This window comes from Streptococcus sp. 27098_8_23, from assembly GCF_041432195.1.
Classification (GTDB): Bacteria; Bacillota; Bacilli; order Lactobacillales; family Streptococcaceae; genus Streptococcus.
The window spans coordinates 115,164-129,249 of sequence record NZ_JAPVZF010000002.1 but is presented as its reverse complement, the minus strand read 5'-3'; the positions used below and the strand labels follow the sequence as shown (position 1 = coordinate 129,249).

12 protein-coding genes and 1 riboswitch are annotated in these 14,086 nt (G+C 43.3%); all 12 genes read left to right on the top strand.

Annotation, left to right across the window (positions count from 1 at the left end; all coding sequences use genetic code 11):
* Positions 1-59 precede the first annotated feature (59 nt).
* Positions 60-2,891, top strand: a complete 2,832-nt coding sequence (gene uvrA, locus O3652_RS04555) for an excinuclease ABC subunit UvrA (RefSeq protein WP_125412484.1) — start codon at positions 60-62, stop codon at positions 2,889-2,891.
* Positions 2,884-3,945, top strand: coding sequence for a Xaa-Pro peptidase family protein (locus O3652_RS04550; protein WP_125412481.1), 1,062 nt, complete (start codon positions 2,884-2,886; stop codon positions 3,943-3,945). Before uvrA ends, O3652_RS04550 begins: the two co-directional genes overlap by 8 nt.
* Positions 3,946-4,000: 55 nt before the next feature.
* Positions 4,001-4,151, top strand: a riboswitch (M-box (ykoK) riboswitch).
* 196 nt (positions 4,152-4,347) lie between these two features.
* Complete coding sequence (gene mgtA / locus O3652_RS04545; RefSeq protein ID WP_371590106.1) at positions 4,348-7,008, top strand: magnesium-translocating P-type ATPase; 2,661 nt, start codon at positions 4,348-4,350, stop codon at positions 7,006-7,008.
* A 134-nt stretch (positions 7,009-7,142) separates the two neighbouring features.
* Positions 7,143-7,541 (top strand): transcriptional regulator Spx, encoded by a 399-nt coding sequence (gene spx, locus O3652_RS04540; RefSeq protein ID WP_000591165.1) that lies wholly within the window; start codon positions 7,143-7,145, stop codon positions 7,539-7,541.
* Between the two features lie 66 nt (positions 7,542-7,607).
* Complete coding sequence (locus tag O3652_RS04535) at positions 7,608-8,177, top strand: SP0191 family lipoprotein (protein WP_000734687.1); 570 nt, start codon at positions 7,608-7,610, stop codon at positions 8,175-8,177.
* 86 nt (positions 8,178-8,263) lie between these two features.
* A complete protein-coding gene (locus O3652_RS04530; RefSeq protein WP_000507059.1) occupies positions 8,264-8,530 on the top strand; it encodes an IreB family regulatory phosphoprotein in 267 nt (88 codons plus the stop codon).
* A gap of 3 nt (positions 8,531-8,533) precedes the next feature.
* Positions 8,534-8,953 carry a Holliday junction resolvase RuvX gene (gene ruvX, locus O3652_RS04525; RefSeq protein ID WP_009013577.1) on the top strand — a complete coding sequence of 140 codons (420 nt, stop codon included), beginning with the start codon at positions 8,534-8,536 and terminating at the stop codon, positions 8,951-8,953.
* A 15-nt stretch (positions 8,954-8,968) separates the two neighbouring features.
* Complete coding sequence (locus tag O3652_RS04520) at positions 8,969-9,274, top strand: DUF1292 domain-containing protein (protein WP_000017623.1); 306 nt, start codon at positions 8,969-8,971, stop codon at positions 9,272-9,274.
* 306 nt (positions 9,275-9,580) lie between these two features.
* Positions 9,581-10,831 carry a folylpolyglutamate synthase/dihydrofolate synthase family protein gene (locus O3652_RS04515; RefSeq protein ID WP_125412472.1) on the top strand — a complete coding sequence of 417 codons (1,251 nt, stop codon included), beginning with the start codon at positions 9,581-9,583 and terminating at the stop codon, positions 10,829-10,831.
* Between the two features lie 90 nt (positions 10,832-10,921).
* Positions 10,922-11,377, top strand: a complete 456-nt coding sequence (locus O3652_RS04510; protein WP_070799905.1) for an SP_0198 family lipoprotein — start codon at positions 10,922-10,924, stop codon at positions 11,375-11,377.
* A gap of 183 nt (positions 11,378-11,560) precedes the next feature.
* Positions 11,561-12,712, top strand: a complete 1,152-nt coding sequence (locus tag O3652_RS04505) for an iron-containing alcohol dehydrogenase (protein WP_125412452.1) — start codon at positions 11,561-11,563, stop codon at positions 12,710-12,712.
* A 104-nt stretch (positions 12,713-12,816) separates the two neighbouring features.
* A complete protein-coding gene (locus O3652_RS04500; RefSeq protein WP_070569619.1) occupies positions 12,817-14,085 on the top strand; it encodes a glycosyltransferase in 1,269 nt (422 codons plus the stop codon).
* The last annotated feature ends 1 nt before the right edge of the window (position 14,086 follow it).

Below are 14,086 nucleotides of genomic sequence, written 5' to 3'. Positions count from 1 at the left end.
AATAGAATTTCACATTTTTTGGTATAATGGAAAGCAATAATGGACTAGAAAGAACAAAGATGCAAGATAAAATTGTCATTCATGGGGCTCGTGCCCATAACTTAAAAAATATCGATGTGGAGATTCCTAGAGACAAGCTGGTTGTCGTAACGGGCTTGTCAGGTTCTGGGAAATCCAGTCTAGCTTTTGATACCCTCTATGCTGAGGGGCAACGCCGCTATGTAGAGAGCTTGTCAGCCTACGCTCGTCAGTTCTTGGGCAATATGGAAAAACCAGATGTAGATGCCATTGATGGCCTCAGCCCAGCTATTTCCATCGACCAGAAAACTACCAGCAAAAATCCACGCTCGACCGTGGGAACGACGACTGAAATTAATGATTATCTGCGTCTCCTTTACGCACGTGTGGGGACGCCTTACTGTATTAACGGGCACGGAGCTATCAAGGCTTCTTCTGTTGAGCAAATCGTTGATAAGGTTTTAGAGTTGCCAGAACGCCAACGCTTGCAGATTTTGGCCCCTGTCATTCGTAAGAAAAAAGGACAACACAAGAGCATCATTGAAAAGGTTCAGAAAGACGGCTATGTTCGTGTTCGTGTGGATGGGGAGGTCTATGATGTTACCGAAGTTCCAGAGCTGTCTAAGAGTAAGCAACATGATATCGATGTTGTAGTCGACCGTATTGTCATCAAGGAGGGTATTCGAAGCCGTCTCTTTGACTCCGTTGAGGCGGCCCTTCGTATCGCAGAAGGATATGTCATTATCGACACTATGGACGATTCTGAGTTACTCTTCTCTGAGCACTATGCCTGTCCGGTCTGTGGCTTTACCGTACCCGAGTTGGAGCCTCGTCTCTTCTCTTTCAATGCACCTTTTGGTTCTTGTAGTGAGTGTGATGGTTTGGGAATCAAGCTGGAGGTGGATATCGACCTAGTGGTGCCAGATGCCAGCAAAACCTTACGTGAGGGAGCACTTGCGCCTTGGAATCCCATCTCATCCAACTACTATCCCAACATGCTAGAGCAGGCCATGACAGCCTTTGGAGTGGATATGGATAAGCCCTTTGAGGACTTGTCAGAAGAAGATAAGAACTTGATTCTCTACGGGTCTGATGGCAAGGAATTCCATTTCCACTATGAAAATGAATTTGGTGGCGTGCGCGATATCGATATTCCTTTTGAGGGAGTTGTTAATAATATCAAACGTCGCTACCATGAAACTAATAGCGATTATACTCGCACCCAGATGCGCCTCTACATGAATGAGCTAACCTGCGGAACTTGTCATGGCTACCGTCTCAATGACCAGGCCTTGTCTGTTCGTGTGGGTGGAGAAGAAGGACCTCATATCGGAGAGATTTCAGACCTGTCTATCGCAGACCATTTGAAGTTGGTGAGCCAGCTGACCTTGTCTGAAAATGAAGCCATCATCGCTCGTCCCATTCTCAAGGAAATCAAGGATCGTTTGACCTTCCTCAATAACGTTGGGCTCAACTATCTGACCCTATCTCGTTCGGCAGGAACCCTATCAGGTGGAGAGAGTCAGCGTATTCGCTTGGCAACCCAGATTGGGTCCAATTTATCAGGTGTCCTTTATATCCTGGATGAGCCGTCGATTGGTCTTCACCAGAGGGATAATGACCGCCTGATTGCTAGTCTGAAAAAGATGCGTGACTTGGGCAATACTCTCATCGTGGTGGAACACGACGAAGATACCATGCGCGAGGCGGATTATCTGATTGACGTTGGTCCAGGTGCCGGTGTTTTTGGTGGCGAGATTGTTGCTGCAGGAACACCCAAGCAGGTGGCCCGTAATAGTAAGTCTATTACAGGCCAGTACTTGTCAGGGAAACGTGCCATTCCAGTACCAGAAGAGCGCCGTGCCGGAAATGGTCGCTTTATCGAAGTGACAGGTGCGCGTGAGAACAACTTGCAAAATATCACTGCTCGCTTCCCATTAGGGAAATTCATCGCGGTGACAGGGGTGTCAGGTTCAGGGAAATCGACCTTGATCAACAGCATCCTCAAAAAAGCTATTGCGCAGAAGCTCAACCGCAATTCAGACAAGCCTGGTAAATTCAAGACCATCACAGGGATTGAGCATGTAGACCGCTTGATCGATATTGACCAGAGCCCCATTGGACGAACGCCGAGGTCCAACCCAGCTACCTATACGGGAGTTTTTGACGATATACGTGACCTCTTTGCCCAGACAAACGAAGCTAAGATTCGAGGCTACAAGAAGGGCCGTTTCAGTTTCAACGTCAAGGGTGGTCGTTGCGAAGCCTGCTCAGGTGACGGGATTATCAAGATCGAGATGCACTTCTTGCCAGATGTTTACGTGGCTTGTGAAGTCTGCCACGGGACTCGCTACAACAGTGAAACCCTAGAAGTCCACTATAAGGAAAAAAATATCTCGCAGGTCTTGGACATGACCGTCAACGATGCGGTGGAATTCTTCCAACATATTCCCAAGATTCAACGCAAACTCCAGACCATCAAGGATGTGGGACTGGGCTATGTAACGCTAGGGCAACCGGCTACCACCCTTTCTGGGGGAGAAGCCCAGCGTATGAAGTTGGCTAGTGAACTCCACAAACGCTCGACAGGGAAATCTTTCTATATTCTGGATGAGCCGACGACAGGACTTCATACCGAGGATATCGCTCGCTTGCTTAAAGTCTTGGCTCGCTTTGTAGACGATGGCAATACTGTCCTCGTCATCGAGCACAATCTAGATGTTATCAAGACGGCAGACCATATTATCGATTTGGGACCTGAGGGCGGTGTCGGTGGTGGAACCATCATTGCAACAGGAACCCCAGAAGAAATAGCGGCCAATGAAGCCAGCTACACAGGACACTATTTGAAAGGAAAGTTACATCATGAATAAACGTGTGCAAGCATTTCTCGCTAAAATGCAAGAAAAAGAACTAGATGGTATCATCATCAACAACCTTAAAAACGTCTATTATTTGACTGGTTTTTGGGGTTCAAATGGAACAGTCTTTATCAGCCGTGACCGTCAGATTTTGGTGACAGACTCTCGTTATATCATTGCAGCTAAGCAAGAAGTGACAGGTTTTGAGATTGTGGCTGACCGCGATGAATTGGCTGTTATTGCAGGCATTGTTAAGGATATGGGCTTGTCTCGCATTGGTTTTGAGGACGAGATTTCGGTCTCTTATTACCACCGTATGCAGACAGCCTTTGCAGGAATCGACTTGCTTCCGCAGACTCAGTTTGTTGAAGCGCTTCGGATGATTAAAGATGAAGCGGAGATTGCGACTATTCGTAAGGCATGTTCTATCTCAGACCAAGCTTTCCGTGATGCGCTTGACTTTATCAAACCAGGAAAAACTGAGATCGAAATTGCCAACTTCCTTGATTTCCGCATGCGTGAGTTGGGAGCAGCAGGCTTGTCTTTTGATACCATTTTAGCAAGTGGCATCAACTCTTCTAAGCCCCATGCTCATCCAATGCACAAACCGGTTGAAGCGGGAGAAGCCATTACCATGGACTTCGGCTGTCTCTACGACCACTATGTCAGTGATATGACACGGACCATCTACCTCGGTCATGTCAGTGACGAGCAGGCAGAAATTTACAATACTGTCCTGAAAGCCAACCAAGCTCTGATTGATCAAGCTAAGGCAGGATTAGGTTTCCGTGACTTTGACAAAATTCCTCGTGATATTATCATCGAGGCAGGCTATGGCGACTACTTTACTCACGGTATTGGCCATGGTATCGGACTGGATATCCATGAGGAACCCTACTTTAGTCAAACTTCTACCGAGAGCATTCAAGCAGGTATGGTCTTGACTGATGAACCGGGTATCTATATTGAAGGTAAATACGGCGTTCGTATTGAAGACGATATCTTAATTACAGATAACGGTTGCGAATTGTTGACTCTAGCGCCGAAGGAATTAATTGTTATTTAAGAAAATTATGATAAATCATTGACTTTTATATTTTAAAGGTTTATACTGATAGACGAAAACGGTAGGTGAGGCTACCATAGGGATACGGATGACTACCGCAAAGCAGTGGAGACACTACTCGTTGGTCAACAGTCCTGGTCGCGAAGGCCAAGACTAAGCTCATTTCATTGCCCTATGGAGTTAAAGCTTGAACGAAAAACAGATAATTAGTTTTTTAATCCTGCCATTTTTATGGTAGGATTTTCTGCTGTTTTAAGAAAAAGAAAGGAGACAAACGATGCAAATTGACGATCATCCAGAACCGCACATACACAGCCAATCGCTGATTTGTGTCGTTCTGCCCTTATAAAGTGATTGGTCTCTGTGTATGAAATACATCATTCATACAGATAGGAGAAACCAATGAAAACTACAAAAGAAAGATTAGCAACAGCTATTCACACACCCTTAAACGAAACTCTATCTTTTTATAAGACAAGTCTAACAGGCTTGACTGAGGAGCAGGTGGAGAAAAATCGTGACCTATATGGCGAAAACACCATCACCAAGGGTCAAGAAGACAGTATCCTCAAAAAGATTTACGAATCCATTATCAATCCATTTACAATCATCCTTCTTGTCATCGCTATGATTTCCATGGTGACCAATGTCTGGTTGGCGAAGCCTGGACAAGAAGATCCGACGACCTCTATCATCATCGTTGTTCTCGTTCTAATCTCTGGTGGCATACGCTTTGTCCAAGAATTACGGAGCGACAAGGCTGCGACCAATCTATCAAAAATGATTGTGAATACAGCCACAGTCATTCGTGAAGGCCAGAGTTTAGAGGTCGCAATTGAAGATTTGGTCGTTGGAGATATAGTAAAATTAAGTGCTGGGGACATGATTCCAGCAGACCTCATTTTAATTGAATCACGCGATTTCTTTGTCCAACAGTCTGGTTTGACAGGTGAAAGTGACTCGGTTGAAAAACTGGCCTTGTCAAAAATGAGTCAGTCAAACTTTGATAGTCTACTAGAAGCAGAAGCGCTCGCCTTTATGGGAACCAACGTGATATCAGGAAGTGCCAAGGCTTTGATTCTAGCGGTCGGTGATGACACCATGATGGGAGAAATCGAGCAGACTCTTAATACCTATGACGAACCGACCTCTTTTGAACGGGAGATGAACAGCATCTCTTGGCTCTTAATCCGTTTGATGTTAGTCATGGTTCCCATCGTCTTTCTCTCCAATGGCTTGACAGATGGCGACTGGCTGGAAGCAGGTGTGTTTGCACTGAGTGTGGGTGTCGGGCTCACACCTGAGATGCTTCCCATGATTATCACGGCTAGTCTAGCAAAAGGCTCCATTATCATGGCCAAGGAAAAAGTCGTCATCAAAAAACTCAATGCCATACAAGACCTAGGTGCTATTGATATCCTATGCACTGATAAAACAGGAACCCTTACCCAAGACGAAATTGTCCTTGAATATCCTTTGGATATACATGGAGATTTGGATTTGTCTGTGTTGAGACGAGCCTACCTCAATTCCTATTTTCAAACGGGATTGAAAAACTTGATGGACCGTGCTATTATCAGTAGAACTGAAAAAGAAGCTAAAGAACACGCTATTCTACAAAATTTGGATACTAGCTTCCAAAAAATAGATGAATTACCTTTTGATTTTGAACGCAGGCGGATGAGTGTCATCGTCAAGGATGAGAACGAAGTTGTTAGTTTGGTAACCAAGGGTGCTCTAGAGGAAATGCTTGCGATTTCAACCCAGGTGGAATATCAAGGTCAGATTAGCCCTCTGACGGATGATATCCGAGTGGAGATCTTAAAAGAAGTAGACCAACTCAATCAACAGGGATTGCGAGTCTTAGGAGTCGCCTATAAAACAGGCCTAAAAGAAGGTTTTGCTTACTCAGTTGAAGATGAAAAAGAGATGATTCTAACAGGATATCTTGCCTTTCTAGATCCACCAAAACCATCAGCAGCACCTGCTATCCAAGCTTTGTTAGAACACGGTGTTCAAACGAAAATCTTGACGGGGGACAATGAGAAGGTAACCCAAGCAGTTTGCGAAAAAGTTGGTCTAGACGTTGATCAAATCTTGTTGGGTTCTGATATTGACGCCATGACGGACGAAGAGTTGGCTCAAGCAGTCGAACATGTGACCGTCTTTGCCAAACTCTCTCCGGATCAAAAAGCACGAATCATTTTGCAAATCAAATCTAATGGACATTGTGTCGGTTATATGGGAGATGGAATCAATGATGCCCCTTCTATGAAAGTGGCAGATGTGGGGATTTCTGTTGATACAGCAGTAGATATTGCCAAAGAAACGGCTGATGTCATTTTGTTAGATAAGGATTTGATGGTGCTTGAAAAAGGGCTGGTTGAAGGACGTAAGGTCTACGCTAATATGACCAAATATATCAAGATGACGGTCAGCTCTAATTTCGGGAACATTTTCTCCCTGTTAGTGTCTGGTATCTTTTTACCTTTCCTTCCTATGGCTCCGATTCACTTGATTGTCTTAAACCTCGTCTACGATCTTTCTTGCATTGCCTTGCCATTTGATAATGTGGATGAAGACTTTTTGAAACATCCTCATAAGTGGGAAGCTAAGTCTATTACTCGTTTTATGATTTGGATGGGTCCGATTTCTTCTGCCTTTGATATTTTGACCTTTATCTTACTCTATTTTGTCATTGTCCCAATGGCGACAGGCCAAGCCTATGCTCACGGAGCAGAGGCTGCAACGGGCTTTATCATCTTGTTCCAGACAGGTTGGTTCATTGAATCCATGTGGTCCCAAACCATGGTTATCCATATGCTTCGTTCAGCAAAACTTCCTTTCTTACAAAGTCGTCCATCATGGTTTGTTCTTGGAACAACCTTGCTAGCAGCTAGTTTTGTGACCTTCCTTCCCTACTCTTCAATTGCTAGCCTGCTTCATTTAACCCCTTTGGAACCAATTTATTTCCTCTTTTTGCTTTTGATTATCGTTCTCTATATGATAAGTGTTACAGTTGTAAAACGATTGTATATCAAAAAATTTAAAAGTTGGTTATAAATTGATTTTGTCAAGAAAAAAGTACGAAAATCGCGAAAAAAGTTAATTTTTTTAAAAAATAGGTCGCAAGTCGGATGTTTTTTATGGTATAATAGACTAAACTGATAGTAACATGTAGCGAAAGGGGTAGGTACATGATCAAAATTTATACAGTCTCAAGTTGTACTAGCTGTAAAAAAGCGAAAACCTGGCTCAATGCCCACCAGTTAAGTTATAAAGAACAAAATCTCGGTAAAGAAGGAATTACAAGAGAAGAGTTATTAGATATTCTCACGAAAACAGATAATGGAATTGCCAGTATCGTTTCGTCAAAAAACCGCTACGCTAAGGCACTTGGAGTTGACATCGAGGATTTGAGTGTCAATGAAGTGCTCAACTTAATCATGGAAACACCACGGATCTTAAAGAGTCCGATTCTCGTTGATGAGAAGCGCCTGCAAGTCGGCTATAAAGAAGATGATATCCGTGCCTTCTTGCCACGCTCTGTCCGTAATGTAGAAAATGCAGAAGCACGTCTACGTGCAGCTCTATAAAACATCAAGGCTGGGAGTGACTCCTGGCCTTGTTTGCTCTTTTGTTTTAAAATCAAGTGAGGAATTATGAAAAAGTTACTAATTGCTAGTTTTGCTCTCCTCTTTTTGCTTGCGGGATGTGGGCAAAAAAAGGAAACCCCTGCTGCTTCTACAACAGCATCTGAACCTCTCCAATCAAACCTTCCCGTTTTGGACAATGCCGAAAAGAATACGGTTGTCACCAAGACCTTGTTGATGCCGAAGTCAGAAAATGGAACGCAACAGATTCAAACCATTACCTATAAAGGTAATCAGTTTTTGACCTTGACCATCCAGCAAAAACGACCTGTCGGGGATGAACTCAAGACCTTTATCTCTGAAAATGGCCTAGAGGAGACGCAAAAAGCGCTTCTAGAAGCTGAAGAGAAGGATGAGACCATCCAAGAGGCACGCAAACTAGCAGGATTCAAACTGGAAACAAAGCTACTCAGCGAGACAGAAATCCAGACGACAACGACTTATGATTTTCAAGTATTGGATGTCAAAAAGGCATCTCAGCTGGAATATTTAAAAAATATCGGCCTTGAAAATCTCTTAAAAAACGAACCTAGCCAATATATTGCAGATAGAGTGGCAAATGGGGCGACAGAACAATAGAAAATCCAAATTAATAGACTGACTTATTTGTAGAACGTCAGGGAATGTGCTATAATAGTACTATTCTAAGGAAAGAGGGTGTTAGAATGGGATTTACTGAAGAAACTGTACGGTTTAAATTGGATGATTCCAATAAGAAAGAAATTAGCGAAACGTTGACAGACGTCTATGCTTCATTGAACGACAAGGGCTACAATCCGATTAACCAGATCGTCGGTTATGTACTGAGTGGAGACCCTGCCTACGTTCCTCGTTACAACAATGCACGAAATCAAATCCGTAAGTATGAGCGTGATGAAATTGTTGAAGAACTGGTACGCTACTACCTTAAAGGACAAGGAGTCGATCTATAATCTATGAGAATTATGGGATTGGACGTCGGTTCAAAAACAGTAGGGGTGGCGATTAGCGATCCTCTAGGATTCACCGCTCAGGGACTTGAAATCATCCATATTAATGAGGATCAGGGCCAGTTTGGTTTTGACCGTATCAAGGAATTGGTTGACAGCTATAAGGTAGAACGCTTTGTAGTAGGTTTGCCAAAGAACATGAACAATACCAGTGGTCCGCGAGTAGAAGCCAGTCAAGCCTATGGTGCCAAGCTAGAAGAACTCTTTGGTTTGCCAGTAGACTATCAGGATGAGCGTTTGACAACGGTCGCTGCGGAGCGTATGTTGATTGAACAAGCAGATATCAGCCGTAACAAACGCAAGAAAGTTATTGATAAGTTGGCTGCTCAGCTGATTTTGCAAAATTATTTAGATAGAAAATTTTAAGACAGAGGAGAAACTATGTCACACGATCACAACCATGACCACGAAGAACGTGAATTGATTACACTAGTAGATGAGCAAGGAAATGAAACTTTATTTGAAATCCTTTTGACCATCGACGGGAAAGAAGAATTTGGTAAAAACTATGTTCTTCTAGTGCCAGTTAACGCAGAAGAAGATGAAAATGGTGAAGTTGAAATCCAAGCTTACTCATTCATTGAAAACGAAGATGGAACAGAAGGCGAATTGCAACCAATCCCAGAAGACTCAGAAGACGAATGGAACATGATTGAAGAAGTCTTCAATAGTTTTAAGGAGGAGTAAAAACGTTCGGGGAACGTTTTTAGCCCTGCGCCAGAAATGAGAAACGCAGGAACGTTCGGGGAACGTTTTTAGCCCAGTTCCTTAAAATAAGAGAGAACTGGTTTGTTCAGTGAACATTTTTACCCTTACGCTAAAAATAAAGACCGTAAGTAAGTTCGGGGGATGTTTTTAGCCCACGTTGAAATTCATAGTAGCTAGTGATTAGCTAACCAGGTAAGAGGTCGGGATTGTTGTCCCGGCCTCGCTTTTTATTTACAGTAAAACTTTAGTGCGCTAGTTGATTGGATTGTTGTTAAGGAGACATGTATGTTTGAAGTAGAAGAATGGCTCCATAGTCGGATTGGTTTAAACTTTAGATCTGGACTTGGAAGAATGCAGCGAGCAGTGGATTTGCTAGGGAATCCTGAGAAGGCTTATCCCATTATCCATGTAACAGGAACTAACGGTAAGGGGTCAACTATTGCCTTTATGAGGGAGTTGTTTGTTGCTCATGGTAAAAAAGTTGGTACTTTTACCTCTCCTCATATCATCAGTATCCATGATCGAATCTGTATTAATGGGCTACCGATCGCAGATGAAGACTTTGTCCGTATAGCTAACCAAGTCAAGGAGATGGAGAAAACTCTTTTGGAAACACATGACCAATTGTCTTTCTTTGAGTTGTTGACCCTGATTGCTTTACTATACTTTAAAGAGCAGGGAGTGGATCTAGTTCTGCTAGAAGTGGGGATAGGTGGTCTACTTGATACCACTAATGTCGTAACAGGAGAGATTGCAGTTATTACCTCCATTGGGCTAGATCATCAGGAGACCTTGGGGGATAGTCTGGAGGAAATAGCCGAGCAGAAAGCTGGTATTTTCAAGGCTGGCAAGAAGGCAGTCATTGCTAAGCTCGCTCCAGAAGCTAAACTTGTCTGTCAAAAAAGAGCAAGAGAGTTAGCTGTTGAACTTTATCAAGCTGGGGGAGACTTCACCTTGAAAGCTGGGGATTTTTCAAGTAGTCTAGCTAGTTTTTCACAACTTGAAATCAGTTTGGAAGGTGCTTATCAGCAAGAAAATGCCGCCTTGGCTTTGGAAACTTTTCTTCTGTTTATGGCGTCAAGAGGTGAAAGGGTCGAAGAAGTGCTTGTCAGACGGGCCTTGCAAGAGACCCACTGGGCAGGTCGATTGGAACGGATTCGTCCGCAAATCTACCTAGATGGGGCTCACAATCTGCCAGCTTTAAGTCGTCTAGTAGAGTTTATCCAGGGGAAAATCCAGCAAGGTTACCAGGTTCGCATCCTTTTTGGAGCACTTAAACGCAAGGATTATCAGGGGATGCTAGGCTATCTATCTGAGCAGTTGCCTCAGGTAAAACTTAAGGTAACAGGCTTTGACTACCAAGGCTCTCTGGATGAAAAGGATGTGGTAGGTTATGATTTGATTCCTTCCTATGGCGACTTTATCAGAGAATTTGAAGATAAGGCCAATGGCCAGGACTTGCTTTTCGTGACGGGATCCCTCTACTTTATCTCGGAAGTCCGAGCAAGTTTGGTAGGAAGCGACGAGATTAGTTGACCTTATAGGTTTATGTTGCTATACTGTAGGTAGGAGGTATATCTGGAAACGATTCCAGCAAATTATTGGCACAAAAGAAAGGAAATCGCTATGAAAACGAAAACATTCACACTTTCTATTGCTTCCCTAGCAATTCTTAGTCTTTTAGCAGCTTGTGGACCTAAGGCACAAGCCCCTACCCAGCAATCGGCTCAGCAATCATCTACTCAACAAGAATCATCTTCTAGCGCTACGACAAGTGCTAGTCAACCACAGGCATCCTCAAGTCAGGACACTACTGTAGCTCAACCTACTAACATTGATGGTACCTATACTGGAAAAGATGAGAATGACCAAATCACTCTTGTTGTAACAGGTAAAACTGGTACATGGACTGAGGTCGAGCCAGATGGAGATAAGGAAATCAAGCAAGTCAGCTTTGAGCCAGAAAATCAACGTGTCATTATCGGTGATGATGTCAAAATTTACACGGTTAATGGTAATCAATTGATTATCGATGATATGGACCGAGAGGCATCTGACCGAGTGGTATTAACTAAGCAATAATGATTAAGTAAAAGTTCCAATGAGATGAAAGCTATCTTTTTGGAGCTTTTTTCTTGAAAAAGGGTTGGCTGTTCTTTACTAACTTTTTACTTAAAACGCTTACAAGTGTTTGTAAAACTTCTTATAAGGTCGTATACTTATAGTAAATAATCAATTAGCGCAGAGGCGCAGGAGGAAAAGCATATGGCTACATTTTACGTTCCATCAGTTAACCTTATCGGTAAAGGTGTTGTAAATGAAGTAGGCCCGTATATCAAGGAACTGGGGTATAAGAAGGCTCTTTTGGTGACAGACAAGTTCATCGAAGGCAGCGATATTTTACCTAAGGTCCTAAAACCATTAGATGGTGAAGGGATCAAATATGTGATCTTTAGCGATGTGGAGCCAAATCCGACTTGCAAGAACGTCACAGACGGAGTGGCTGTCCTGAAAGAGCATGGATGTGACTTCATCATCAGTCTTGGGGGAGGATCTCCTCAGGATGCGGCTAGTTGTATCTCTATCATTGCTACAAATGGTGGCAAACCACAGGACTACGAAGGCCTCCACAAGTCTGCTAAAAAAGGATTGCCAGTGGTTGCGATCAATACAACAGCTGGAACTTCTGCAGAAATCACCATTAACTATGTTATTACTGACGAAGAGCGCAAGGTCAAGATGGTAATGGTTGATAAGAATAGCCTTGCCCTTATCTCTGTCAATGATCCAGAACTCATGCTTTCAAAGCCGAAAGGATTGACAGCAGCGACAGGTATGGATGCTCTTACTCACGCTGTCGAAGCCTTGGTAACACCAGGTGCTTATAATGTGACCAAGAAACTTTCTATCGGAGCGATTGAACTCATCAAGGAGTATCTTTCTCGTGCTGTGGCAAATGGCCAAGATATTGAAGCGCGTGAGGCTATGGTCAATGCCATCTTCCTCGGTGGTATGAGCTTTAACAACGCTGGTTTGGGCTACGTTCATTCTATGGCTCACCAACTCGGTGTGGTATATAACTTGCCACATGGTGTCTGTTGTGCCATGCTTCTCCCAGTTGTAGAGCGTGAAAATGCCAAACGTGTACCAGAAGCTTTCCGCAATGTAGCCAAGGCCTTGGGACTCCATGTGGAAGGGAAAACAGACCAAGAATGTGCTGACTATGCTATCGCTGAGATTGAGAAACTTTCTGAAACTGTTGGTATTCCGAAGAAACTCACTGAACTCGGTATCCAAGAAAAAGACTTTGACTTTGACTACCTTTCTAAGAATGCTTTGATCGATGCATGTGCGCCAGGCAATCCATTCATGCCAACTCTAGAAGAAACTATTGCTCTCTACAAAGAACTCTTCTAAAAATCAAGTAGAGTGGAAGCGACTTATTCCTCAAAATATAAATAGTATTAGAAAGAACTATCATTTTGGTAGTTCTTTTTTTAAAAATTTGCTATCCTAGACATATGAGAAAAATCAAAATTGATGTGGTTGTAGTTCCTTTGAGTGGGCATCTCTTCCCAACACTGAATTTACTTGCCCCTTTGTTGAAGGATCCCTTGTATGAGATTCGATTATTTACAGGGCCGCAACGAAAAACTGTAGCAGAGGAGATGGGATTCCGGGTGATTCCCATTTTAGAAAATTGTGTAGATGAGTTTGAGCGTGTAGCCAACAATGAAGGTCAATTAAACCTGTTTTCTGCTTATCGACAGTTGTCAGCTAGTCTTGATTTGATCAATGTGGTTTCAGATCAATTAGTGCAAGAGTGGCAGGAAAATAGACCGGATATTGTGATTGCGGACTTTATAACCCTCTCTGGAGGACTTGTTGCGGAACAGTTGAACATTCCCTGGATTACCACGATGGCGACACAGTTTGCCATTGAAACGACAGATGGACCGCCTTGTTTCTTTGGAGGAATGGGCAGTCCAAAAACATCTTTCCAATCTGGTCTGCAATGGCTAGGAAGAAAAGGGACTCGTTTAGGGAAACGAATCGTAAGCTTTTTATTGAGAGAACGCTTGAAACGTTACGATTTTAAGCCCTACAATCAGAAAGGTCAGGAAACCATCTATTCACCCTATTCCATCTTGGGAATTGGGATGAAAGAGTTGGAGCTGAAAAGTGATTTTCCAGAGCACTACCTTTGGGTGGGACCTTTTGGGTCTTCGATTGAGAGGGCAGAAAATTATCCCCTCGATTTGTCTCCTTATGCAGGGTATAAGAAGGTCCTTGTCTCCTGTGGCACTCAGCTAGCATGGGCTAAAGACAATCTCCTCTATCAGACACAACAATTGGCAGAAGCACATCCAGATTGCCACTTCTTTGTGACTCTGGGGTTTGGCGGACAAGACTTCCAATGTGAAGAGCTCATGGACAATGTTTCTGTGGTATCCTATCTTCCCTATAAGGAATACATTCCCCAGATGGATTATGTGATTCATCATGGTGGTGCAGGTATTTTTTACCAGTGTATCATCTATGGTAAGCCTGCCTTGATTCTCCCCCATGACTATGATCAGTATGACTATGCAGTTCGTGGATTAGAGGCAGGGATTGCCTTGACTGCTAAACGAGAGGATACGGAAGCGATTGGACGCGCCTTTGATGAGTTGTTGGCTAGAGATGACTGGCCAGACTTAAACAAACTTAGTCGAGCAGCTCAAATCTATCAGCCAACAGAGATTCTGAAGAGCGAAATACATCGGCTCTTAGGGGACAAGGAGAAGTAAA